Annotated in this window: 19 protein-coding genes; 9 read left to right on the forward strand and 10 right to left on the reverse strand. The window is 69.3% G+C overall.

The annotated features are described in order from the left end of the window. Positions 1-9 precede the first annotated feature (9 nt). Complete coding sequence (locus ACIRRA_RS28535; RefSeq protein WP_402774241.1) at positions 10-852, forward strand: hypothetical protein; 843 nt, start codon at positions 10-12, stop codon at positions 850-852. 2 nt (positions 853-854) lie between these two features. Here the strand turns inward: ACIRRA_RS28535 and ACIRRA_RS28540 are convergent, their stop codons facing one another. From ACIRRA_RS28540 to ACIRRA_RS28555, 4 genes are all read right to left on the reverse strand, one after another. Continuing rightward, the gene (locus ACIRRA_RS28540) at positions 855-1,427 is read right to left on the reverse strand and encodes a methyltransferase family protein (RefSeq protein WP_402774244.1); all 573 of its coding nucleotides are present in this window, start codon (positions 1,425-1,427) and stop codon (positions 855-857) included. Positions 1,428-1,546: 119 nt separating this feature from the next. Continuing rightward, entirely contained in the window at positions 1,547-2,761 is a 1,215-nt protein-coding gene (locus tag ACIRRA_RS28545; protein WP_402774247.1) for an FAD-dependent monooxygenase, read from the reverse strand. A gap of 80 nt (positions 2,762-2,841) precedes the next feature. After that, positions 2,842-5,649: a BTAD domain-containing putative transcriptional regulator gene (locus ACIRRA_RS28550; protein WP_402774250.1), complete on the reverse strand. Its 2,808-nt coding sequence runs from the start codon at positions 5,647-5,649 to the stop codon at positions 2,842-2,844. Positions 5,650-5,693: 44 nt separating this feature from the next. Continuing rightward, positions 5,694-7,295, reverse strand: coding sequence for a PucR family transcriptional regulator (locus ACIRRA_RS28555; RefSeq protein ID WP_402774253.1), 1,602 nt, complete (start codon positions 7,293-7,295; stop codon positions 5,694-5,696). Between the two features lie 104 nt (positions 7,296-7,399). Here ACIRRA_RS28555 and ACIRRA_RS28560 point away from each other — a divergent pair, with 104 nt between their 5' ends. The 4 genes from ACIRRA_RS28560 to ACIRRA_RS28575 all read left to right on the forward strand — a co-directional run bounded on the left by ACIRRA_RS28560 (position 7,400) and on the right by ACIRRA_RS28575 (position 13,500). Further along, positions 7,400-8,890 (forward strand): CoA-acylating methylmalonate-semialdehyde dehydrogenase, encoded by a 1,491-nt coding sequence (locus tag ACIRRA_RS28560; RefSeq protein WP_402774256.1) that lies wholly within the window; start codon positions 7,400-7,402, stop codon positions 8,888-8,890. Positions 8,891-8,902: 12 nt separating this feature from the next. Next, entirely contained in the window at positions 8,903-10,267 is a 1,365-nt protein-coding gene (locus tag ACIRRA_RS28565; protein WP_402774259.1) for an aspartate aminotransferase family protein, read from the forward strand. Between the two features lie 37 nt (positions 10,268-10,304). Further along, positions 10,305-11,792 carry a gamma-aminobutyraldehyde dehydrogenase gene (locus ACIRRA_RS28570; protein ID WP_402774262.1) on the forward strand — a complete coding sequence of 496 codons (1,488 nt, stop codon included), beginning with the start codon at positions 10,305-10,307 and terminating at the stop codon, positions 11,790-11,792. 292 nt (positions 11,793-12,084) lie between these two features. Continuing rightward, complete coding sequence (locus tag ACIRRA_RS28575; protein ID WP_402774265.1) at positions 12,085-13,500, forward strand: NAD(P)/FAD-dependent oxidoreductase; 1,416 nt, start codon at positions 12,085-12,087, stop codon at positions 13,498-13,500. Between the two features lie 10 nt (positions 13,501-13,510). Here ACIRRA_RS28575 and ACIRRA_RS28580 read toward each other — a convergent pair whose 3' ends face one another. After that, on the reverse strand, positions 13,511-14,638 hold the full coding sequence (locus tag ACIRRA_RS28580) for a metallophosphoesterase (protein WP_402774268.1): 1,128 nt from the start codon (positions 14,636-14,638) through the stop codon (positions 13,511-13,513). A gap of 104 nt (positions 14,639-14,742) precedes the next feature. Here ACIRRA_RS28580 and ACIRRA_RS28585 point away from each other — a divergent pair, with 104 nt between their 5' ends. After that, a complete protein-coding gene (locus ACIRRA_RS28585; protein ID WP_402774270.1) occupies positions 14,743-15,237 on the forward strand; it encodes an Lrp/AsnC family transcriptional regulator in 495 nt (164 codons plus the stop codon). 14 nt (positions 15,238-15,251) lie between these two features. Here ACIRRA_RS28585 and ACIRRA_RS28590 read toward each other — a convergent pair whose 3' ends face one another. Both ACIRRA_RS28590 and ACIRRA_RS28595 read right to left on the reverse strand, forming a co-directional pair. Next, positions 15,252-15,905 (reverse strand): metal-dependent phosphohydrolase, encoded by a 654-nt coding sequence (locus tag ACIRRA_RS28590; RefSeq protein WP_402774273.1) that lies wholly within the window; start codon positions 15,903-15,905, stop codon positions 15,252-15,254. A gap of 74 nt (positions 15,906-15,979) precedes the next feature. Next, positions 15,980-16,555, reverse strand: coding sequence for a TetR family transcriptional regulator (locus ACIRRA_RS28595; protein ID WP_402774276.1), 576 nt, complete (start codon positions 16,553-16,555; stop codon positions 15,980-15,982). Between the two features lie 56 nt (positions 16,556-16,611). Between ACIRRA_RS28595 and ACIRRA_RS28600 the strand changes: the two genes are divergently transcribed. Then, on the forward strand, positions 16,612-17,610 hold the full coding sequence (locus ACIRRA_RS28600; protein WP_402774278.1) for an SMP-30/gluconolactonase/LRE family protein: 999 nt from the start codon (positions 16,612-16,614) through the stop codon (positions 17,608-17,610). 8 nt (positions 17,611-17,618) lie between these two features. Here the strand turns inward: ACIRRA_RS28600 and ACIRRA_RS28605 are convergent, their stop codons facing one another. Then, positions 17,619-19,106 (reverse strand): MFS transporter, encoded by a 1,488-nt coding sequence (locus tag ACIRRA_RS28605; protein ID WP_402774281.1) that lies wholly within the window; start codon positions 19,104-19,106, stop codon positions 17,619-17,621. Between the two features lie 52 nt (positions 19,107-19,158). Further along, a complete protein-coding gene (gene cobA / locus ACIRRA_RS28610; protein WP_402774526.1) occupies positions 19,159-20,367 on the reverse strand; it encodes a uroporphyrinogen-III C-methyltransferase in 1,209 nt (402 codons plus the stop codon). A gap of 209 nt (positions 20,368-20,576) precedes the next feature. Here cobA and ACIRRA_RS28615 point away from each other — a divergent pair, with 209 nt between their 5' ends. Then, entirely contained in the window at positions 20,577-21,536 is a 960-nt protein-coding gene (locus tag ACIRRA_RS28615; protein WP_402774284.1) for a hypothetical protein, read from the forward strand. Here the strand turns inward: ACIRRA_RS28615 and ACIRRA_RS28620 are convergent. Further along, positions 21,526-22,881, reverse strand: coding sequence for a DoxX family protein (locus ACIRRA_RS28620; RefSeq protein ID WP_402774287.1), 1,356 nt, complete (start codon positions 22,879-22,881; stop codon positions 21,526-21,528). The genes ACIRRA_RS28615 and ACIRRA_RS28620 overlap by 11 nt on opposite strands. Before the next feature lie 327 nt (positions 22,882-23,208). On the opposite strand from ACIRRA_RS28620, the gene ACIRRA_RS28625 reads away from it, so the two are divergent. Then, entirely contained in the window at positions 23,209-24,345 is a 1,137-nt protein-coding gene (locus ACIRRA_RS28625; RefSeq protein ID WP_402774290.1) for a phosphotransferase family protein, read from the forward strand.

The raw sequence follows: 24,345 nt of genomic DNA on the forward strand, positions 1-24,345 counted from the left end.
GGTGGGTGCATGGACAACGACCTCGCCCGCGAGGTGTGGCGCGTGCTGGAGCCTCTGCACGCCGTCACCTATTTCGCCGCCGACTGCATCGCCGCCAACAAAGCCGTTGGCCTGCGCGGATTCTGGATGGGCTACTTCGCGTCGCGGTCGGCCCCGCTCGGCGCGGTCGGACCGTCGGTCGTCGAGGCGACCTTCTACAACTTCCATCCGGCCATGGTCCGGCGGGCCATCCCGGATGCCTGGGGTTTCTCCACACCGGACGCGATCATCGCCACCCGCACCATCGCCGCGGCCGCGGTCCTGCGCACCGTCGTGCCCGATATCGCCGACATCGCCGCCCGCGCGGTCCCGCGCCTGCAGCAGGCCATTGCCACCGCGCCGGCGGCGGGCCGCCCGCTCTTCGCCGCCAATCGGGACCTTCCCGTCCCGGACGACTCCGTCCACGCCCTCTGGCAGGCGGTCACGGCCCTGCGCGAACACCGCGGCGACGGCCATGTGGCGTGCCTGCTGAGCGAGGAAATCGACGGCTGCGAGGCGCACGTGCTGTTCTCGGCGTCCACCGGCACCCCCGCGCAGCTGTGGCGCGACAATCGCGGCTGGAGCGAAACCGATTGGAAGGCAGCGCGAGAGCGGCTCACCGACCGCGGCCTGCTGAACGCCGACGGCATCACCGAGGCCGGGCGCGCCCTGCGCGCGCACATCGAGGCCCGTACCGACGCCCTGGCCATGACCGCCTACCGCGGCGTCCCGGGCATCCTCGAAACGCTGTCCGCCCTGACCCCCGCCGCCCGCGCCGTGGTCCGCAGCGGCGAGGTCCCCTATCCGAACCCGATGGGCGCCGACCCCGCCTGAGGTCACCAGACTCCGGGAACCAGGCGCTTGGTCGTGTGCCGATAGATCTCGTAGGGTGCGCCCAGAGTCGCCACCAGTGTCTTCTCCTCGAGCGTGATCCGGCGCAGGAACGCGTAGACCGGGACCACGGTGGTGAGCAGCAGGGACACGTAGTTGCCGGCGGCCAGGCCGAAGCCCAGCGTCAGCAGCAGGATGCCGGTGTAGGAGGGGTGCCGGATCCACCGGTAGGGGCCGTTGCTGATGACCGGCTGGTCGCGGTCCACCTCGACGGTGGTGCGAAAGTGCTTGCCCAGCACCGCGATCGCCCAGGCTCGCACGACCAGGCCCAGCCACATGAGAGCGACGCCGAGGATCTGCCACGGCAGGACCGGACCGGGAAAGCGCAGCGGGCTGTCGGCCGGGAGGAAGATGCCGGCGAAGCTGCCGACCGTCATGGCGGCGGCCACCAGCACGAAGATGAGCAGCCTGGTATGGCCGTCCCCGGCGGTGGAGCCGGTGCCGCGCACACGATCCCGTACCCGCAGCGCGATCTCGAATGCCATCCACGCCCAGGTGGTGTACACGGCGATGGTCACGTCGGACTCCCTTCCAGTTCGAGATAACCATCAAACGGGATCGGCCGGCATCAGGGATCCACCCGGAGAATGAACTCTGGCCACCCCGGATCAGACCTGATGCCGAGACCGCGTCCCGATCAGTACCGCTCGAGTCGAATGGCATTGGCGGCCTTCTCGATCGGCTTCATGATCGGGCGCAGGGCCATGCCCTTCCACGGCATCCAGCGCAGCATGCGCATCATGGTCATCTGCATGCGCAGTGCGCGGGCGTCGGCGGCGACCATCTGGGTGGCGTTGTTCCAGCCCAGGGTCAGGTTCTCGCCGACGTACTCGCGCATGCGCTCCTGGTAGGCGGTGAAGGCGACGCGATGGTCGCCCGCGGCGGCGCGCAGCTCACCGGCCAGCACGTACGCACCGACCAGAGCCATGCTGGTGCCCTGCCCGGACAGCGGCGACGGGCAGTAGGCGGCGTCGCCGACCAGGGCGATACGGCCGGAGGACCAGTGCTCCAGGTGGATCTGGCTCACCGTGTCGAAATAGAAGTCCGGCGAGTCCGATATGGCGTCGAGCAGGGTCGCCGTCTCCCAGCCGCCGTCCGCGAAGGCCTCGGCCACCAACCGCTGCTGTGCGGCGGTGTCGCGGCGGTCCAGCAGCTGCTCGGGGGCGGGAAAGATGAACTGCGCCTTGGCCGCCGAGCGCTGCGTGCTGTAGACCTGCACGACCTTGCCGGGGGCGGCGTGGATGAGCTCCCAGTGGTCGAGGTCGAGGTAGTTCGGCACCGAGACGACGCAGGCGGCCATGCCGGTGTGCCGGGCGAACTGCTCCTCCGCGCCGAAGACGCTGCGGCGCACTGTGGAATGCATGCCGTCCGCGCCGATCACCAGGTCGAACACCTGGGGAGCGGCGTGCCGGAAGTGCACCTCGACGCCGTCGGCGTGCTCGATCAGCTCGGTTATCGCGTCGCCGAACCGGTAGTCGACGCCGCTCTTGGTGGCGTCGAACAGGATTCGCGCCAGGTCGCCGCGCAGCACCTCGTCGTCGCCGGGCGAACGCATGCCGATCAGGTCGGGTCCGAGGGTGGCGATCGCCTTACCGGTCGCGTCCACCCACGCGCCGCCGCGCATATCGGTGGATGCCTTGCGAATCTCGTCGGTGAGTCCCATGCGCTCCACGACTTCCATTGCCACGCCGCGGATATCGACCTTGTACCCGCCCTCGCGCAGGGCCGGTGCCTGCTCCACGACGGTGACGGTGAAGCCGTACTTCTTCAGCCAGAAGGCGAGGGCCGGCCCGGCGACGCTGGCGCCGGAGATGAGGACGGTCTTGTTGGCGAACTGCTGTGTGCTGGTCATGTCACAAAGCTTCGGCCGGGGCGCTCACCAACTCCTCACCGTCGGCTCACCAGCCCTCATCAACACCATGACCTGCGATTTCAGGCGTCTCCCAACAGTGCGAGCCCCACCCGCGCCCGCTCGTGCGCCTCGGTGATGGCGATCGAACCACCGGCCGGGATCTCCAGCACCGACCTGTACAGGTTCCGCGCTGCGGCCGGGTCCTCGGCACGAGCGATATCCCCCAGGCCACGAAGTGCACCGGCGTACATATCGATCGCGCCGTGCGTCCGCGACAGCTCGGCCGCCCGTTGATAATCCGCGCGTGCCGCGTCGGTATCCCGCTCCGCCACCCCGCCGAGGTGAATGTCGCCGCGACGGGTCAAGAGGTCGGCAGTGTCTGCGGCCCAACCCAATTCGGTGTTCACCGCGATCGCCTCATCGATCAGAGCCAGCGAGGCCGCCCGATCGCCACGCCGCTCGGCCACGGCCGCCAGCTTGTCCAATGTGGCAGCGATGGCCCACCGGTCCCCGATCCGCCGGAATCCCGCCAGCGCCACGGCGAACTCCGGCTCGGACTCGTCGACCCGCCCGGACATGAACAACCCCATCCCGTCCCCCAGCCGCAGAAACGCCTGCGACCAGTCATCCGCCCCGAACAGCCGGCGCAACTCCGCAGGCTCCCCCGGCAGCATCCCGCCCGCGAGGGCGAGCAGAAAGATCAGATGCGGTCGCCGCATCGGATACTCCTGCGCCGCAACCCTCGCCGCAGCCCGCTCGACCTCGGCCGAGAGATCATCCCGTCCCCGCGCCGCCACCGCCACCACCACCGCGTATTGCTCGGCATCCACGGCAACCGGCGACCCGGGCCGGGACAGTTCGGAGAGCAGGCGGTTGGCGAGGGCGGGGCCGTCGCCGGAGTGGCCGGTGAGCCACCAGTACCAGGCTTGGGCGGCAATGAGGCGGGCGGCGAGGGCGGGGTCGGCGGTGGCGGACCAGTGCAGGGCGGACTGGAGGTTGTCGTGGTCGGTGGCGAGGCGGGCCAGGTGCTGTAGTTGGGTGGCGGTGCGTAGTAGGGGGTCGGCGGTCTCGGCTATGTCGGCGAAGTATTCGGCGTGGGCGCGTTGGGTTTTCTTGTGCTCGCCGGATTCGATGGCGCGGGTGCGGGCGAATTCGCGGATGGTTTCGAGCATGCGGTAGCGCCCGGCGGCGATGTCCAGGAGGGATTTGTCGGTGAGGTCGGCGAGGAGGTCGTCGATATCGTCGATGTCGCACACCCGGCGGGCCTGTTCGGTGGTAGCGCCGCCCGCGAAGACCGAGAAATCCTGGGCCAGTTGCTGTTCGGCGGGGTCGAGGAGTTCCCAGCTCCAGGCCACCACGGCCTGCAGGGTCTGGTGGCGGGGTTCGGCGGTGCGGTCGCCGCGGGCCAGCAGGCGGAAGCGGTCGGTGAGGCGGGCATCGATCTCGGGGAGGTCGAGGGTGCGCAGGCGGGCGGCGGCGAGCTCGATGGCGAGCGGGAGGCCGTCGAGGCGGCGGCAGATGCGGGCGACCACGGCGATGGTGCCCGCGTCCGGGAGAAAGCCGGGGCGGACCGCGGCGGCGCGGTCGGCGAACAGGCGCACGGCCGGGGCGGCCAGCTGGTCGGCCAGCACCGAATCGGTTGAGGCCATGGGCAATTGGGGGACGGGGAACAGCGTTTCGCCCGTGACCCGCAACGCTTCGCGGCTGGTGGCGAGAATGCGCAGGCTCGGGCAGGCCACCAGCAGGCGGTGCGCGAGGCGGGCGATGTCGAGGACGACATGCTCGCAATTGTCGAGGATGAGCAGCAGCGGACGGTCGGCGAGCATGGCGACCAGCTGCGACTCGGAATCGCTGGGTCCGGGGGCCGAATGCGCCGACAGGTCGCGACCGCCCAGGGCGCTCGCGATCGCCTGGGCCGCCTGCACACCGTCCACCAGCGGCGCCAATTCGACGAAGCAGACGTCGCCGCGGACCCGGCTGCCCGCCGCCAGCGCCAGGCGCGTCTTCCCGGTGCCGCCGGGGCCGATCAGGGTGACGAGACGAGCCCGGGCGACCAGTGGCACCAGACGCGCGAGTTCGTCCTCCCGGCCGACGAAGCTGGTGAGCGGTGTGGGCAGCCGCCGATTCGACACGGCCGAACCCCCATCCGCGCGCAGGATCGCCAGGTGGGCGTCCATCAGCTCGGCCGAGGGATCGGCCCCGAGCTCGTCGGCGAGCAGCCGCCGTCCCACTTCGAAGGATTCCAGTGCCTCGGCCTGGCGGCCCGCCGAATACATGGCACGCATGAGCAGAGCGCGCGCCCGCTCCCGGAGGGGATGTGCCGCAACCAATTCCGACAGGGTCGCCACCACCGCCTGCGACTCCCCCACCGCCAGCGCGGCCTCCGCCCGATCCTCCTCGGCGGCCAGCCGCGCCTCGTCCAGCCGCGCGGCCCGACTCTCGGCGAAGGGCGCGTCCCGCACATCGGCCAGCGCCGGACCCCGCCACAATCCGAGGGCCTCGTCCAGCAGCGTCATCGCCGCGCCGGAATCCCGGTCCCGCAGGGCTTTCCGCCCCTGCTCGGCCAGCCGCGCGAACCGGAGCGCATCCACCGCGTCCGGATCGACCGCCAATCGATAACCCGCCCCGGCGGACTCGACGAACTCCCTGTCCCCCACCGCATTCCGCAATGCCCGCCGCAGCCGCGACATCTGCGACTGCAACGCATGCCCCACATCCCCCGGCGGCTCGGCCCCGTACAGGTCGTCGATCAGCCGCTCCCGGCCGACCACCCGCCCGGCATCCAACGCCAACACCGCCAGCAAGGCCCGCACCTGCGGACCTCCGATCGGAAACGGGCCTCCATCGGCCCGCCGTGCCTCGATCGGACCCAGAATCCCGAACTCCACGCGGCCAGTATGCCCGGGCGGGCGGAGGATCCTGCGGGCTGCGGTCAGCGGGGTTCGGGCGCAGCGACCAGGTCTCGGATGAGCAGGGCGGTGTGGAGGGAGGTGCGGGTCTCACCGTTGTCGAGATCGACGTCGAGGATGCGTTCGATGCGGGACAGGCGGTCGTAGAGGGTGGGCCGGCTGATATTGAGGCGCTTGGCGAGTTCGGTCTTGTTGCCCGCCAGGTCGAGAAATTGGCGCAGGGTGCGGGCGAGGTCGGTGGCATTGCGGATGTCGTGCCGGAGCAGGGCGCTCAGCTCGGTCTCGGCGAAGCGCTGGACGCCCGGCTCGTCGCGGATAAGGGACAGCAGGCCGCGCAGACGGACGTCGCCGCTGCGATAGAACGGGCGTGGGACCGAAGGGTCCAGGGAGAGAGCGACTTCGGCGACGTGTGCGGCCTGGGCCAGCTCGCGCGCGGTGTCGAGGAGGGAGTCCGATTCGCCGCCGGCGCCGATGACCGCGCGCTCCACACCCGCCACACGGCGGATCTCCGCGAGCATGGCCGAGCAGATCGCGGTGAGCGCGTTGTCCAGGTCGCCGCTCCGGGAGACGCCCAGCACGATGGTGACCCGATTGCCGTGGTCGGGTGCCGCCAGCGCGGTGGCCTTGGCCAGCGCAACCCCGTGCAGCGCAGCGTCGAGCAGTGCGGCCGTACGGCGTTGCTGCGCCACCGGATCCGTTTCGGCCGCCGCCGCGACATCCACCGCGAGCGGGACATAGCGGGCGCGGCGGGCCAGCCCGAGCGCCGCCGCCAGCGCCACGGCGTCGCGCTCGTCGGTGAGGCGGCCGTCGACCATATCGTCGATGAGCCCGGTCTGGGCCTGCCGGTGCAGGCCGAAACGGTCGCGCTCGATCATCCGGTGCAGGGTCAGCGTCTGCGCCGCGCGTTCGAGCACCGTGCGCGCGCGGGCCGTGGGCACCCGGCTGGAGCGCAGGATGAGCCGGCCCCAGCGCTGCGTATGCGGGCCCACCGGAACCACATTCGGGTCGGTGTCGGGCAGCAGCCGGGAGGTGGTCTCCCAGTGCTCGAGCAGGGCCGAGGTGCCGGTGTGGCGCGCGGTCAGCGCCAGCACGCGATGCGCCAGGTCCTCGAGCACGACCGAGGCGTCCAGCATCCCGGCAGCCGTCTTCACGATCTCGGCCAGGGACGCCCGCCGGACACTCAGCGCCGTGAACGTCTCGTGCACCGTGCGCGCGAATTCCAGCTCGGCGTACTGGTCGGCCACGATCACCCGGTGCACGGCCTCGGTGACCTCCACGAACCGCACCACCCGGTGCAGCGCCACGATCGGCAACCCCACCCGGTCGGCGGTCTCGGCCACCACCGGCGACAATTCCCGCACGTAGGTGCCCAATTCGATGACCAGCCCGGACACCCCGGCCGCGGCCAGCGATTCCAGATAGGCCACGGCGGCCGCGTCGCTACCGGCCAGCGCCTGTCCGGTGGTGAGAATCAATTCCCGTCCCACCAGTAGTTTCGCCACGTCCGGCAGTTCGCTCACATGCACCCACCGCACCGGCCGATCCAGCGGACCGCCGCCCACGACCTGCGGCTGCCCGGCCCGCACGACCGGCATGGCCAGCACATCAGCAACGCAGAGGAGCACCGACGAATCGTAATACGAAGTTGGAAGATGGATACACAACGTCGGGAATCAACCGGCGGGTAATGGCGCAGAGTAGGGACGGACACTCACGGAATCGAGGAGATATGCAGACCATCGCACACTGGCTCGACGGCAAGTCCTTCACCGGTTCCAGCACGGCGACCGCACCGGTCACCAATCCCGCGACCGGCGTGGTGACCGGACGGGTCGCCCTGGCCTCCGCGGCCGACGTCCGCACCGTGATCGAATCCGCCGTGGCCGCGTTCCCCGCCTGGCGCGACGCCTCCCTGGCCAAGCGCACCCAGGTGCTGTTCCGCTTCCGCGAACTGCTCAACGAGCGCAAGGAGGAGCTGGCCGCCCTCATCACCGGCGAGCACGGCAAGGTGCTCGCCGACGCGCTGGGCGAGGTCACCCGCGGCCTCGAGGTCGTCGAATTCGCCTGCGGCATACCGCATCTGCTCAAGGGCGGCTACACCGAGAACGCCTCCACCAAGGTCGACATCTTCTCCGTGCGGCAAGCCCTGGGCCCGGTGGCCATCATCTCGCCGTTCAACTTCCCGGCCATGGTGCCCATGTGGTTCTTCCCCGTCGCCATCGCGGCCGGCAACACCGTGGTGCTCAAGCCGAGCGAGAAGGATCCCTCGCCCTCGCTGTGGCTGGCCGAGCTGTGGCGCGAGGCCGGGCTGCCCGACGGGGTGTTCAATGTGGTCCAGGGCGACAAGGTGGCGGTGGACGAACTGCTGGCGAACCCCGCCATCAAGGCGGTGTCGTTCGTCGGCTCGACCCCGATCGCCAAGTACGTCTACGAGCACGGCACCGCCGCCGGCAAGCGCGTGCAGGCTCTCGGCGGCGCCAAGAACCACATGGTGGTGCTGCCCGACGCGGATCTGGACCTGGCCGCCGATGCCGCCGTGAACGCGGGCTTCGGCTCGGCCGGTGAACGCTGCATGGCCATCAGCGCGCTGGTGGCGGTCGGCGATATCGCCGACGACCTGGTGGCGCGGATCACCACGCGCGCCAAGACCATTCGCACCGGTGACGGCACCCGCGGCACCGATATGGGCCCGCTGGTGACCGAGGCGCACCGCGACAAGGTGGCCGCCTACATCGCGGCGGGCGAATCCTCGGGCGCCACCGTGGTTCTCGATGGCCGCGCGGTGGCCGCCGACGGCGCGCCCGACGGATTCTGGCTGGGTCCCACCATTCTCGACCACGTCACCACCGATATGAGCGTCTACACCGACGAGATCTTCGGCCCGGTGCTGTCGGTGGTCCGCGTGGACAGCTACGACGAGGCGCTGGCCCTGATCAACGCCAACCCCTACGGCAACGGCACCGCCCTGTTCACCAATGACGGCGGCGCGGCCCGGCGCTTCCACAACGAGGTCGAGGTCGGCATGGTCGGCATCAATGTCCCCATCCCGGTCCCCATGGCCTACTACAGTTTCGGAGGCTGGAAGAACTCCCTGTTCGGCGATTCGCATGCGCACGGCACCGACGGCGTGCACTTCTTCACCCGCACCAAGGCCGTCACCACCCGCTGGCTCGACCCCAGCCACGGCGGTCTGAACCTCGGCTTCCCCCAGAACCACTGAACGGAGTCCGCGATGACCCTGCCCAATGGGCTGACCCCGGAGGCGGCCCGCGAAAAGGCGGCCCGCGCCTACGAATTGGACCGTAAGCACGTCTTCCACTCCTGGTCCGCGCAGAAGTCGCTGGATCCCATGGTGATCACCGCCGCTCAGGGCTGCTACGTGTGGGATGGCGAGGGCAACCGGCTGCTCGACTTCTCCTCGCAGATGGTGAACACCAATATCGGACACCAGCATCCGAAAGTGGTGGCCGCCATCCAGGAACAGGCGGCCACCCTGTGCACCATCGGCCCGCCGTACGTGAACGACGCCCGCTCGGAGGCAGCGCGGCTCATCGCCGAACTCACTCCCGGTGAGCTGAACCGGATCTTCTTCACCAATGGCGGCGCGGACGCGGTCGAGCACGCGGTGCGTATGGCGCGGCTGCACACCGGGCGGTACAAGGTGCTCGCGCGCTATCGCTCGTATCACGGCGGCACGGAGACCGCGGTCAATCTGACCGGTGACCCGCGCCGCTGGCCGAACGACCACGGTAATGCGGGAGTCGTGCACTTCTTCGGACCGTTCCTGTACCGCTCGCAGTTCCACGCCACGACCGAGGCCGAGGAGACCGAACGGGCGTTGCAGCACCTCGAGCAGACCATCGCGTTCGAGGGGCCGAGCACCATCGCGGCCGTCATTCTGGAATCGGTGCCGGGCACGGCCGGAATCATGGTGCCGCCCCCGGGATACCTGGCCGGCGTGCGCGAACTGTGCGACAAGTACGGCATCGTGTTCATCGCCGACGAGGTGATGGCGGGCTTCGGCCGCACCGGAGAATGGTTCGCCATCGACCATTTCGACGTGGCGCCGGACCTGCTCACCTTCGCCAAGGGCGTCAACTCCGGCTATGTGCCGCTGGGTGGCGTCGCCATCGCACCGCACATCGCGGCCACCTTCGACGACCGCGCCTATCCGGGCGGGCTCACCTACTCCGGGCATCCGCTGGCCACGGCCGCGGCCGTCGCGACCATCACCGCCATGCGCGAGGAGGGCATCGTCGAGAACGCCGCCGACATGGGCGAGCGCGTCATCGGCCCGGGCCTTCGGGAACTGGCCGAGCGGCACCCGAGCGTCGGCGAGGTTCGCGGACTCGGCGTGTTCTGGGCGGTGGAACTGGTCCGCGACCGCGCCACCCGCGAACCCCTGGCGCCCTACGGCGGCACCAGCCCGGCCATGAACGAGACCGTCGCCGCCGCCCGGGCCGCCGGACTGCTGCTGTTCGTGAACTTCAACCGCCTGCACGTGGTTCCGCCCTGCACCATCAGCGAGGCCGAGGCCAAGGAGGGACTCGCCATCCTCGACCAGGCGCTCACGGTGGCCGACGCCCATGCCGTGTGACGCGGAGACGGTGACTTTCGAGAATGTGAGGAGCGCGGTGAACCAGGAACAACTGCAATTCATCAGCGGCGCACGACGATCGGGGTCGGGCGCGCCGCTGTCGATCATCGCGCCGGCCACGGGCGCGGACATCGCCTCGGGCGCCGGCGCGAACGCGGGCGACGTCGATTCGGCGGTCACCGCGGCCCGGGCGGCCTTCCCCGGCTGGGCCGGGCTCACCCCGGGCGCGCGGTCGGATCTCATGCACGAATGGGCGCGAATCCTGCGCACTCGTGCCGGGGAGCTCGCGACGATCGAAAGTGTCAACGCGGGCAAGCCGATTCGCCTCGCCGCGGAATTCGACGTGCCCGGCACCATCGACAACACGGCCTTCTTCGCCGGAGCCGCCCGGCGCCTGGAAGGCAAGGCGTCGGCCGAATACTCCGGCGACCACACCTCGTCGATCCGGCGGGAACCGCTCGGCGTCATCGGATCCGTCGCGCCCTGGAACTATCCGCTGCAAATGGCGGCGTGGAAGATCCTGCCCGCCGTCGCCGCCGGAAACACAGTGGTGCTCAAGCCTTCCGAGCTGACCCCGCTGTCCTCACTGCTGTTCGCGGAGGCCGCCACCGACGCGGGCGTGCCGCCGGGCGTCATCAATGTGCTCACCGGCACCGGCGCCGAGGCGGGACAACCGCTGGTGGAGCATCCGGCCGTGGCCATGGTGTCGTTCACCGGCTCCACCGGGGTCGGCAAACGGGTGGCGGCCACCGCCGCCGGTGCGGTCAAGCGGGTCCATCTCGAACTCGGCGGCAAGGCCCCCTTCGTCGTCTTCGACGACGCCGACCCCGAAGCCGCGGCGCGGGGCGCGGTCGCGGGCGCACTCATCAATACCGGCCAGGATTGCACGGCCGCCACCCGCGCCTATGTGCAACGACCGCTGTTCGAGGAATTCGTCGGCCGCGTCGCCGATCTCATGGACCGGGTGGTGCTCGGTCCGGTCGAGAACCCGGAAACCGATATGGGACCGCTCATTTCGCGCGCGCACCGCGACAAAGTGCTGGGTATGGTGGAACGCGCCCGCGAATCCGGCGCGAAAATCGTGCGCGGCGGCCGGATTCCGGAACACACTCCCGCGGCCGGTTCCTACTTCGAGCCGACCCTGATCACCGGTGCGGCCCAGGACTCCGAGATCGTGCAGCACGAGATCTTCGGCCCGGTGCTGGTCGTACTGCCCTTCGACACCGACGACGAGGCCATCGCCCTGGCCAATGACACCGTCTACGGGCTGGCCGCCTCGGCCTGGTCCCGCGATGTGTTCCGCACCCAGCGGGCGAGCCGGGAAATTCAGGCCGGCTGCGTGTGGATCAACGACCATATTCCGATCATCAGCGAAATGCCGCACGGCGGGTACAAGTCCTCCGGATTCGGAAAGGACATGTCCGCCTACGCGTTCGAGGAGTACACGAATATCAAGCACGTCATGTCGGATATCACCGGCGCGGCGCACAAGCCCTGGCACGACGTCATCTTCCGAGCCGGGTAGACGGCGGCGATATCGGGCGGGCGGGCTCCGATAGGGCCCGCCCGCGAATTTCTGGGCTATCCTCATGACACAGGAGGAGGCGGAAATGGACCGGCCGACGTCGCCGACGCAGGTATTGCGGTCCACCGTGCGTATGCCCCGCCGCTCCGAGGATCGCGCCGCCACCAGCTGACTCTCTCGAAAGCCGCCGACTGGTCCCCCCACGGGTGACCATCGGCGGCTTCCGCGTACCCCGAGCTCGCAGGCGCGAACGTTCGCCGTATCGGCACGAGAGAGAAGGAGTTGATCGGCCATGTCGGCCAAAGGAAGCAAACTGTGGGCGTCGGCACTCATCGATGCAGCGCCGACGCCGTTCTGGACCGACCGGCCCGAGCGGCCGACCCCCACCGACCCACTCATCACCACCACCACCGCGGATCTGGCCGTCATCGGCGGCGGCTACAGCGGACTCTGGACCGCGCTGCTGGCCAAGGAACGCGATCCCGGCACCGATGTGGTGCTGCTGGAGTCCGGTCTCTGCGGACACGCGGCCTCGGGTCGCAACGGCGGATTCTGCTCCGCCAGCCTGACCCACGGCCTGGCCAATGGCATGGAACGCTTCCCCGACGAGATCGGCGAGCTCGAACGCCTCGGCCGCTCCAACCTGGACGACATCGAGAAGGCCATCCTCCGGTACGGCATCGACTGCGATTTCGAGCGCACCGGCGAAATGGAGGTCGCCACCGCGCCCCACGAGGTCGAATGGCTGCAGGAGAGCCATGATGCCGCCGAGTCCCTCGGCTACCGCACCGAACTGCTCGACGCCGGCCAGGTGCAGGGCATGGTGCACTCCCCCACCTACCTCGGCGGCTGGTGGGACCGCGACAGCGTCGCCATGCTCGATCCGGCCCGGCTGGCCTGGGGACTACGGCGCGCCTGCCTGGATTCCGGTGTGCGCATCTTCGAAGGCACTCCGGTGCAACGTCTTTCGAAATCCCACGGCGGCACGCTGACCCTGCACACCCCGCACGGTGAGGTCCGTGCGCCCCGGGTCGCCCTGTGCACCAGCGCTTTCGCGGGCCCGGTGCCCAAGGTGTCACGCCATGTGGTGCCGGTCTACGACTACGCGCTCATGACCGAGCCGCTCACCGCCGAACAGCTCGACAGCATCGGCTGGGGCACCCGCATGGGCTTGGGCGACGCCTCCTACCGCTTCCACTACTACCGCCTGACCAGCGACAACCGCATCCTCTTCGGCGGCTACGACGCCATCTACCACTTCGGCAATCGCATCGCCCCCGCCCTGGAATACAACGAGGCCACCTTCGAAACCCTCGCCCGGCACTTCTTCCAGACCTTCCCGCAGCTCGACGGCCTGCGCTTCACCCACCGCTGGGGCGGGGTCATCGACACCTGCGGCCGGTTCTGCGCCTTCTTCGGCTCCGCCTACAAGGGCCGGCTGGTCTATGCCGCCGGCTACACCGGGCTCGGTGTGGGCGCGACCCGCTTCGGTGCGGAAGTCATGCTCGACCAGCTGTGGGGCCGTGACACCGAGCGCACCCGCCTGCGCATGGTCCGCTCCCGGCCCCTGCCGCTGCCGCCGGAACCGTTGCGCTCCGCGGGAATTCACCTCACCCGCTGGTCCCTGGCCCGCGCCGACGCGCACCAGGGCCGGCGCAATCTGTGGCTGAAAACCCTCGACTACACCGGCCTGGGCTTCGACAGCTGACCGGCCGGAATCAGCTGGGCCGGCGCAGGATCAGCGCGGTGATCTCGCTCGGCGCGAACAGCCGCAGCTGCGGCCCCCAGAAGCCGGTGCCCCGGCTGGTGTAGAGCTGGGTGCGCTCGCCATGGCGGCTGAGCCCGGCCACCACGGGCTGATCCAGGCGGACCAGGTACCGGAAGGGCCAGATCTGCCCGCCGTGGGTGTGGCCCGAAATCTGCAGGGCCACACCGGCCGACACCGCGTCGGTGACCTGTTTGGGCTGATGGGCCAGCAGGACCACCGGCAGTGCCGGATCGGCGCCGGCGAGGGCCGCGGTGATATCGGGCCCGTGGCCGGGCAGGCTGCGACCGGTGGGGTCGTCGATGCCCGCCAGCACGAGGCTGTCGCCGTCGCGGGTGATGACCTCGTGCTGGTTGCGCAGCGGCTGCCAGCCCAGGCCGGACATGTGGTCGATCCAGCCCGGTGCGTCGCCGAAGTATTCGTGATTGCCGGTGATGTAGAAACGGCCGTACTCGGCCTCGACCTTGCCCAGCGGGTCGACCTGCGCCCTGCGCTTGTCCACCGAGCCGTCGGCGAGATCGCCCGCGTGGCAGGCGATATCGGGACGCAGCGCGTTGACCTCCTCGACCACCCGCTCCGACCAGCGCAACCGATCGGTCGCGGCGTAATGGGTGTCGGTGACGACCACCAGCCGGAAGCCGTCCAAACCCGCACCGAGACCGGGGATCTCGACCTCGACCGTACGCACGCGCGGTACCCGGCGCGCCTCGTAGATCGCCCAGGCGGACAGCACGACCGACACCGCCAGCACCCCGACGGCCACCACACGCGAGCGCACCGGATCATCCACCCCCGCGACAGCGAGCGCACCCCGGACCGCGGCGCCGATCACCGACCAGGTGAACGCCACCCACATGACACCCAGCATGGTGTCGCCCACCAGCGACGCCGCATCGGACTGCCGCGGGCCGTGCCCGAGCAGCATGCCCGCGGGCAGCGCCAGATAGCCGAGCAGGAACACCGCCGACCCGAACCAGAACCACGTCCCGGACATCGTCGTATAAACCAGCAGCCACCAGGGGAGGACGAACAGGAGTGCGGGAATGGCGAGGAACAGAACCGCGCGCGGAACGTACTTCACGGGAGATCATCCTTGTCGGACCGAGAACCGCCGGACCCGGCGACCGATCCCAACATACCCGCGCGCTCGCGGCCGCCGGTCGGGTGTTCGCCCGACCGGCCGCGATGAGGAAGGATGATCTCGTGATCGACCAGAACTCCGGCCGGGGAGCTCCGATCCTCGACGACATCTCCAAGCGGATCATCTCCCAGCTCCAGGAGGACGGGCGACGCGCGTATGCGACCATCGGCAAGGCCGTCGGTCTCTCGGAGGCCGCCGTCCGCCAGCGCGTGCAGAAGCTGGCCGATGCCGGGGTGATCCAGATCGTGGCGGTCACCGATCCCCTGCAGGTGGGGTTGTTCCGGCAGGCCATGATCGCCATCACGGTCGATGGGCCGGTGCAGCAGGTGGCCGACACCTTGGCGGCCATCGAGGAAATCAACTATGTCGTGGTGTGCGCCGGCCGCTACGACATTCTCTGCGAGGCCGTGTGCCCGGACGACGAAGCCCTGCTCGACCTGGTGTCCAACCGCATTCGCGGACTGGCCGGGGTCCGGCACGCCGAGATCATGGTGTACCTCAAGCTGCGCAAGCAGACCTACAAGTACGGCACCCGCTGATCGGGTCGCGACCCTCACTCGGCCCCGGGTTCGCGCGCCTGCTCCACGGTGAGCGTGGCGAGTTCGGCCGCGAGGTTGGCGCGGGCCGCGGACTCGTAGCGGGCTCGGGCGGTAGGCGTGCGGAAGAGGGCGGGCTGCCCGGCGAGCGCCGCCAGCACGGCCGCCCGGCCCGAGCGGAAGAGCGGGTCGGGGACGTGGGCGTACTCGGCGCGGACGGCTGCGGTGTACGCGGCGTAGGCGGCCGCGTCGGCCGCGAGGATCGCCAGATCGGCATCGCAGAGCACCGCGCCATTGCGGTCCGACGGGTCGGGGTGGTGGCCGCCGGTCAGCCGGACCAGCCGTGCGGCCTCCGCCACCGTGCCCGCGCCGACTCCCAGTGCGGGCAGGGCGATTTCGGCCAGGCGGGCGCTGGCCTCCTCGTTGTCGGTGCCGTCGACGGCGTAGACCGCGTCGTGGAAGAAGGCGGCATAGCGCACCGCGTCCAGATCTTCGGCGTCGGCGGCCAGATCGTCGATGACCGCCAGCATGGCGGCCAGGTGCTCGACGGTGTGATAGCGGCGGTGCGGCTCACGGTAGCGGCGGACCAGGTCCTCCCCCACCGCGCACGCCTGCGGCCCGGCCAATTTCGTCCAGCGGTCCAGCAGATCCGCGTCCAGACTCATCCCCATCGGGGCAGTGTGCCGAATCTTCGGCCCGGAGAAAACCCCTCCGGCAGCGTGGTTTTCACCACTGGCACATACGGTCAAGCGTTCCCGAGCGTGAGGTAGCGCTGAATGGTGGGTCCGATGTCGGCGACGACCTGCTCCGAGCTCAGCGCCACCACCGGCGGCAGCCGTAAGACATAGCGGCACAGGGCGAGTCCCAGGATCTGGGTGGCGATCAGGCCCGCGCGATGCGGCGCGTCGGCCGGATCGCCGAAACGCAGCACGGCCGGCATGAGCTGCTGGGCGAAGATGCGCTGGGTGCGTTCCACCACGGCCTCGTCGGTCAGCGACGAACGGAGGAGGGTGAGCAGGATCTCGCTGGTCGGCGGCTGCTCCCACAGCTCCAGGAAGCGCTCGGCCAGCAGGGCGCCCAGCGAATCCGGCACGGCCGCACCGAGATCCGGCAGCTCCAGGTCGACATCCAGTGCGGCGTCGAACAATCCGTCCTTGTTGCCGTAGTAGCGCATCACCATCGACGGGTCGATCCCGGCGTCGGCCGCGATCGCCCGGATGGTCGCCTTCCGGTAGCCGTCCTCGGCGAAGCGGCGGCGCGCTGCCTCCAGAATTGCCGCGCGGGTCGCATCCGACCGCCGCGGACCCGTCTCCACAGTCATGCCCACAAGTGTAGGCCAACAACTGTTGACTACCAAGTGCCGGGTTACAGTGAGCCATGTCCATGCAGCCCAAGCGCTGGACGCCGCCCAAGGCGACGGCCCGCGCCCACGAAAACCACAGCGCGCCACCCATGCCGCCCGTGCGGCGGCTCGAGGTGCCCGGAGACGGGCCGGAGGATGTGGTGATCATCCCCGACGGCAGAGTCGTCGCGGGCCTCGCGGACGGCACCCTGGTGGCGGTCGACCCGGCCGACGGCACGGTCGAGCGGATCGGGCACACCGGCGGGCGGCCGCTGGGCCTGCACGCAAATCCCGATGGCTCGCTACTGATCTGCGATGCCGACCGCGGACTGCTGCGCCTGGACAAGCCGGGCGGGCAGGTCGAGGTGCTGGTGTCCGAAGTCGACGGCGTTCCCTTGAATTTCACCAGCAATGTGGTCGCCGACGGCGACACCGTCTACTTCTCCGAATCCACCCGACGCTGGCCGCTCGGCGAATACATGGGCGACATGCTCGAGCACTCCGAGACCGGTCGGCTGCTGCGCCGCAATCCCGACGGCAGCGTCGAAACCCTGGTCGACGGACTGAAATTCGCGAACGGCATCGTGCTCGCCCCGGACCGCTCGTGCCTGCTGGTCGCCGAGACCGGCGGCTACAGCATCACCCGCTACTGGCTGACCGGGCCGAAGGCGGGCACCCACGACTACTTCGCCGAGAACCTGCCCGCCTTCCCCGACAATATGGGCCTCGGCAGTGACGGGCTGGCCTGGGTGGCGCTGGTGTCGCCGCGAAATCCGCTGCTGGACATGCTGCTTCCGCTGCCCGGCGTGCTACGCCGACTGGTGTGGGCGATTCCCGAAGCGCTGCAACCGAAACCGGCCCGCACGGTGTGGGTGCAGGCCTTCGACTTCGACGGGAATCTCGTCCACGACCTGCAGCGCGAGGGCACCGACTACGCCATGGTCACCGGGGTCGCGGAGCGGGACGGCACGATCTATCTGGGCAGCCTCTCGGAACCGGCGATCGCCGTGACCCAGGTGCCTCAGGTCTCCTGAGCTGTGCTCTAGCTCTTCTGAGCCTCGTCCTGCGTGTGCTGCGCCTGGGCCAGCTGCGTCGGCGTGTACCGCAACGTCAACGCCAGCAGGCCCATGACGGCGGTGCCGATGGCGCACACCAGCAGGACGAGGGTGTACCCGCTGCCGAGCGCGTCGATCTGATGCTGCGACATCTCGCTCACCTTGCCCGTGGCGCCCTTGTCCAGCGACAGCGTGCGCGACAGGGCTACCGGGCTCAGAACGCCGACCGCGAACGGCGTACCCATGTTCATGAACATCTGCCCCACCGCGGACAGCGGGCCGATGTGGGCCATGTCCACGCCGACCAGCACGCACAGCGGCAGGATCACGATGGCGGTGCCGACACAGAAGCCGACGACCGACATCATGACCAGCAGCGTCGGGAAGTAGTCGGCCGAACTGTCCAGCGTCGAACCGAAATACAGCGCACCCGCCAGCACGACCGCCGCCGCCAGCAGCAGCCAGCGCGCCCGGACATACATGCACGCCTTGGAGGCGACCGCGGTGCCGACGCCCGCGCCGAGGGTGAACGGGATGCTGGCCAGACCCGCGTGCAAGGGGTTGTAGCGCAACACGTTCTGCAGGAACTGCGCCACGAAGAAGGTGGTCGCGCCGAGCACGCCGGAGGTCAGGAAGATGGCGCCGAAGGTGATCACGCGGTCGCGGCTCTTGAACAGCGACCACGGCAGCAGCGGGTTCGCGACATCGCGCTCGGCGAAGACGAAGACCACCAGCAGGATCAGGCCGCCGATAACCGCGCCCAGGATGACCGGGCTGCCCCAACCCATCTCGGGCCCCTCGGTCGCGCCGAACACGATCGACACACAGGCCAGCGTGCCCAGGATGGCGCCGCGCACATCCATGGACATGCGGTGGCGCGCGGTGTCGCGCAGCTGGTAGATCGCGCCCCAGACGATGAGGATGCCGATCGGCACATTGATCCAGAAGATCCAGCGCCAGTCGACCTGGGTCAGCGCGCCGCCGATGACCAGACCGCCGACCGAGCCGACACCGACCATGGATCCGAAGATGGCGACCGCCTGATTGCGCGCCGGGCCGGGCGCATAGGTGCTCGCCACCAGCGCGAAGGCGGTCGGCGCGGCAATGGCCGCGCCGGTGCCCTGCAGGGCGCGGGCCGCGATCAGCCACGCCTCGTTCTGCGCGGTGCCGCACAGCGCCGAGGCGAGGGTGAACAGCGCGACGCCGAGGATCAGCATGCGCTTGCGGCCGAACGAGTCGCCGAGACGCCCACCCAGGAGCATGAGGCCCGCGAACGGAAGACCATAGGCCGTGACCGTCCACGCACTGCCCGCGCTGGACAGGCCGAGCTGTTCTTGAAGTCGCGGGAGCGCCAGGATCATGACGGTGCCGTCCAGCACGACCATCAGCTGAAGCCCGCTGAGGACGAGAATCGCGAGCCCGAACGCTCGCTTGGTCACCGGATACTGCATCGTCGCAGCGGGGTTATCGAGCACCCGCCCACTGTAATGGATGCGCTATCCAGCGAACCGAACTCATTACGCGACGTCAGGAGTTGTCCTGGTCCGGCGCCCCCGCCGTGAAGCCCGCGGTCGGGCCGATGACGATGATCGCGGGTGGGCGAATGCCCTCGGCTCGCACCCGCTCGGCGACGGTGGCCAGATCGGCGCGCAGGATGCGCTGGGTGCGCAGGCTGCCCTCCTGGATGACCGTGACCGGGGTGTTGGCGGCGCGGCCACCCGAGATCAGCGCATCGGCGAACTTCTCGATCCGCTCCACCGCCATCAGCAGCACGATGGTGCCGCGCAGCCGGGCCAGCGCGGGCCAGTCGACCAGCGAATCCGGGTGGTCGGGGGCGACATGGCCACTGACGACCACGAACTCGTGCGTGACACCGCGGTGGGTGACCGGGATACCGGCCAGGGCCGGCACCGAAATCGCGCTGGTGACACCAGGAACCACGGTCACCGGGATACCGGCGTCGACGCAGGCTTCGAGTTCCTCGTAGCCACGCCCGAAGACATAGTTGTCGCCGCCCTTGAGCCGCACCACGAACTTGCCCGCCTTCGCGCCCTCGATGAGCGCGGCATTGATGGCCTCCTGTGCCATGGCCCGGCCGTAGGGAATCTTGGCCGCGTCGATGACCTCCACCTCCGGCCCGAGCTCGGCCAGCAGCTCCGGCGGCGCAAGCCGGTCGGCGACAACGAGATTCGCGCGGGCCAGCAGGCGGCGGCCGCGCACCGTGATGAGATCCGGATCGCCGGGGCCGCCGCCGACCAGCGCCACGCCCGGGGTCACGGGGGCCGAATCATCGGTCACCACACCGGATTGCAGGGCTTCCAACAGCGCGTTGCGCACCGCGGCCGAGCGGCGGTGCTGACCGCCGGCCAGCACGCCCAGCGTCATGCCGTCGTAGCGCGCGGTGGCCGGGGTGACCGCGGTGCCCAGCCGCGCGGTATCGGCGCGGACACAGAACACGCGGCGGCGGGTGGCCTCCGCGACCACGGCCGCATTGGTCTCGGGCTCGTCGGTGCAGGCCATGGCGTACCAGGCGCCGTCGAGATCGCCGTCGGCGTAGGCACGCAACTCCAGGGTCAGCTGTCCCGAAGTGGCCATGCCCTCGACCGCGGGCGTGGCCTCGCGGCTGATCACGTGCACATCCGCACCGGAGGCGATGAGCAGCCCGAGCCGCCGCTGCGCCACCGTGCCACCACCGACCACGACCACGCGGCGACCGTTCAGATCGAGGCCGACCAGGTAGTTCGGATCACCGGTGTCGACCCGGGACTCGGGAACCGGCTGGTCATCGGGGGTGGCTACGGGGTTCTGCACAAGGATTCAGGGTACGGCGTGAGCGGCAGCGCACGACAATCGCCCGGCATCCGGGTGGCAATCGATACAGAGTTCACAACGGTCGCGGCCATCGTGCGCCGTGAACACGCCGGTCATTTCTATGCTGAATAGCTATGACACGTGCCACCGTGCTTGTTCGCTGTTGCCTGGTCGCCGCACTGGTGATGCTCGGCATTCCCCTCGGAATCGGTCACGCGGACCCACTGGTGGAGGCCGTCTATGCGCAGCCGGGGCCCTGGGCCGTGACCGAGCAGCACGCCTTCGCCTGCTGCGATTCGACCGGTGCGGCCTACGATATCTGGTATCCGACCGAGCTGGGGGCCAACGAGTTCCGGCATCCGATCATCACCTGGGGCAACGGGACCAACGCGCATCCGAGCCAATACGCGTATCTGCTGCGGCATTTCGCGTCCTGGGGGTTCGTGGTGATCGCCACCGAGAACTCGGCCACCGGGTCGGGGATCGACATCGCGGGGGCGGTCGACAGGCTGCTGTCCCTGGCCACGGACCCGGGCAGCGTCTTCCACGACCGGCTCGACCCGGATGCGATCGGCGCGGTGGGGCATTCACAGGGAGCGACCGGCGTCCTCAACGCCATGATGCATTCGGGCGGCCGGATCAAGACCGCGGTGCCGATCGAGCTGCCCATCCAGCTGTCGTGCTTCCTGGGCTCGTGCTTCGATACCCACGGACTGGCCGGCGGTTCGGTGTTCTTCGTGAACGGTTCGGCCGACACCGTCATCTCGCCGTCCGAGCAGACCTTCCCGCCGGCGGCCGTCGGCCTGCAATCACTGCGGGCCTTCTACGATTCGGTGCCCGCCGGTATCACGAAGGCGTGGGGCACTCTCGTCGGCCCGAATCACAATGATGTTCAGGGCCAACCGGGTTGCGCCGACGCCTCCTGGCCGTGCACCTCCGGCGTCTCCGGCTACCTCGGCTATCCGACGGCCTGGCTGGCCGCCCGCCTGCTGGGCCGCGCGGACGCCCAGCGGGCGTTCACGGCCGGATCCGGCGAATTCCTCGCCCCGAATCCGCTGTGGACCAACCAGATCAGCGACATCACTACCCCATGACCTTGCCGAAGTTCGCGTCTTCCTGAATCAGGTGCAGGCCACGGCCCTTCCGGAGCGGCAGCTGGCCGAGGTCGACCTGATCGAGCGTGATGGTGACCGGGTGGCCGTCCAGCTGACCGCTGAGCACCAGCCGGCTCGGCGTCGGTTGCTGGTAGCCGAGATCCGCCAGGTCAGTGGTCGCCTGCTCGCCGCGGAGCACCAATCGGTGTGCGCCGGTGTCGATCTGCGCGCCCAGAGGCATCAACTCATCGTCCATGCGTTGCACGACGGCCATCTCAGGCTGGTCGAAAACCAGTCGCCGCCAGCGGCTCTCATCGGTCAGCAGCGGCGGCACCGGCTGGCCGTCGCGGGTGAAGTCGGTGACCGCCCAGATACCGTACAGCTCGGATTTCGCGCTGCCACCGCCGTATTCGTGCCAGTTGTTCGCCCCGATCCAGGCGTAGCCCGCCGACAACCACACGATCAGCAGCACCTGCGCGGCGGCCGCCCAGCTCACCGTCCGGCGAGTGCGGAACGGCTGTGGTGTGGCGGCGGGGCCGGCGGCCCGGCCGGTCAGCAGCGCGGTGAGCCGCGGCGCCTCGGGCACCAGCAGGACCAGGCAGAGCAGCATCAGATGGAACGACAGCAGCTTCACCGGCACATCGAAGGTCATGTTCAGCACCCACACCTGCGCCATGCTCACCAGGCTCAGCAGCACACCCGCCAACTGGGTGCGCGGCAGCAGTAGGAGCAGACCGCCCAGCACCTCGGCGGTACCGAGCAGGCTTTCGTACACCGGTGACACGCCGACCTGACTCCACAGCACACCCATGGGCGCGAAGTCGCCGTACGGGGTCAGCAGCGTGCTGAGCGCAGGCTCGGGCATCTGCGTCGGAATCGCCTTGGCGAACCCGTATCCGAGCATCTGACCGGCCAGGCACAACCGGATGAAGAGCAGGAACCACGCGGACAGGCGGTGGTACTCGGTCCGGGCGCGATCCAGCATCGTCCAGAGCACGGTCCCGACCGCCGCGATCACGAGCATGCAGAACACAAGGATCCAGAAGACCGCCTGGTCACCGCTGCCCGAGTTGTGCAGCGCCACATCGGTCCCGAAGACGGTGTGGCCCACCCACTTCACCACGGGCAGGGACACGCTCATCCAGAGGCGGGGCCAGTCGTGCGGGAGCCAGTGTTGCAGCGGTCCCACGAAGTCGATCAACATTTGCGGGTAGAAGACGCAGAAGAGCCCGAAGTACAGGAATCCGAAGCGGAAAAGAATGCGTCCGATCGGATTCCAGGACCGTGTGGGTGCGGTGTCCCTCCCCTCCCGATCGGTCGCGGCATCGATTGTCTGCATGCTCATTCCACATCCCCTCGCTTCCATTCGGAAACTCCGACGCTAGGCCGCGGCGCCGCCCGCACGCTTCCGGAATCACCCTGAGCCGACCCGGAATATGCCTGATAGGAACTACTTCTCGAGGACTACGTGCCAGCACGACCACCTCTGAGCGACCAAGGCCCATCCCGGTCACCGGTACTGATGAAACAGGTCTCCCCGATCCCCTTACGGACACATTTAGAACGCGTTACATTTCACCCAACGTGCCGCCCGGGCTTACCACACAGGCCACTCACCCGCACCCGGCGATCCCGCAGGCACACTCCGTCACACCCGCGCAGGGAGGACCCCATGACTTCGGCCCACGCCGATCCCAACCAGCGGATGGAACTCACCGTCTCCGACCAGAACCTCGACGAGCTCGCGACCGAACTCGCGCAGTGGCTCGCGACCAAGGTCGAGGCCGACGAGCCGCCGCAGGTCACCTCGATCACCCGGCCGCAGGCCGGCGGCATGTCCAGCACCACGCTGCTCTTCGACGCCGCGTGGACCGAGCAGGGGCAGGCGGCCGGCGGGTCCTTCGTGGCGCGGCTCGCGCCCGATCAGAACTCCTTCCCCGTGTTCGAGAACTACGACCTGGCAACGCAGTTCGCGGTCATGGCCGGGGTCGCCGAGGCCACCGACCTGCCGGTGCCACCGCTGTGCTGGCTGGAAACCGGTTCCGACAATGTGCTCGGCGCACCGTTCTTCGTCATGCGACGCGTGAACGGCCGTGTGCCCGAGGACAATCCGCCGTACGTGTTCATCGGCTGGCTGCACGAGGCCACCCCCGAGCAGCGCTATCAGGTGACCCGCCGGACCATCGAGATCATCGCCGAGGTGCACTCGATTCCCGATCCGGCCCAGCGGTTCCCGATGCTGGCGGGCGAGGGCTCGGCGCTGCGGCGGCACTTCGAGGCCCAGCGGGCGTGGTACGACTGGGCACTCGCGCGCGACGGCTTCCGCATCCCGCTGCTGGAGCGCACCTTCGACTGGCTCGAGGAGAACTTCCCCACCGATACCGGACCGGACGTGCTGAGCTGGGGCGACGCCCGGCCGGGCAATGTCATGTTCGACGAGTTCGATCCGGTCGCGGTCCTGGACTGGGAGATGGCCGCCATCGGCCCGCGGGAACTCGACGTGGCCTGGACGATTCTCATCCACCGGTTCTTCCAGGACATCGCCACGCGTTTCGACCAGCCGGGCCTGGCCGACTACATGCGGCGCTCCGATGTGGAGAAGCTCTACGAGGAGGCCAGCGGGCACGCCGTGCGCGACCTGGACTGGTACCTCATGTACGCCGCGCTGCGGCACGGCATCGTGATGGCTCGCATCCGGCGGCGGATGATCCACTTCGGCGAGGCGGCCGACAACGACGATCGCGACGACTACGTGATGCACCGGCATCTGCTGGAAGCCATGCTCGACGGCACCTACTCGTGGGATTGA

The sequence above is a fragment of the Nocardia sp. NPDC101769 genome, assembly GCF_044766925.1.
Lineage (GTDB): Bacteria > Actinomycetota > Actinomycetes > Mycobacteriales > Mycobacteriaceae > Nocardia.

Coding starts and splice junctions, on each gene's coding strand:
- ACIRRA_RS28535 (WP_402774241.1), top strand. CDS start 10: ATGGACAACGACCTCGCCCGCGAGGTGTGGCGCGTGCTGGAGCCTCTG.
- ACIRRA_RS28545 (WP_402774247.1), bottom strand. CDS start 2,761: ATGACCAGCACACAGCAGTTCGCCAACAAGACCGTCCTCATCTCCGGC.
- ACIRRA_RS28560 (WP_402774256.1), top strand. CDS start 7,400: ATGCAGACCATCGCACACTGGCTCGACGGCAAGTCCTTCACCGGTTCC.
- ACIRRA_RS28565 (WP_402774259.1), top strand. CDS start 8,903: ATGACCCTGCCCAATGGGCTGACCCCGGAGGCGGCCCGCGAAAAGGCG.
- ACIRRA_RS28575 (WP_402774265.1), top strand. CDS start 12,085: ATGTCGGCCAAAGGAAGCAAACTGTGGGCGTCGGCACTCATCGATGCA.
- ACIRRA_RS28585 (WP_402774270.1), top strand. CDS start 14,743: ATGAGGAAGGATGATCTCGTGATCGACCAGAACTCCGGCCGGGGAGCT.
- ACIRRA_RS28590 (WP_402774273.1), bottom strand. CDS start 15,905: ATGGGGATGAGTCTGGACGCGGATCTGCTGGACCGCTGGACGAAATTG.
- ACIRRA_RS28595 (WP_402774276.1), bottom strand. CDS start 16,555: ATGACTGTGGAGACGGGTCCGCGGCGGTCGGATGCGACCCGCGCGGCA.
- ACIRRA_RS28600 (WP_402774278.1), top strand. CDS start 16,612: ATGTCCATGCAGCCCAAGCGCTGGACGCCGCCCAAGGCGACGGCCCGC.
- ACIRRA_RS28615 (WP_402774284.1), top strand. CDS start 20,577: ATGACACGTGCCACCGTGCTTGTTCGCTGTTGCCTGGTCGCCGCACTG.
- ACIRRA_RS28620 (WP_402774287.1), bottom strand. CDS start 22,881: ATGAGCATGCAGACAATCGATGCCGCGACCGATCGGGAGGGGAGGGAC.
- ACIRRA_RS28625 (WP_402774290.1), top strand. CDS start 23,209: ATGACTTCGGCCCACGCCGATCCCAACCAGCGGATGGAACTCACCGTC.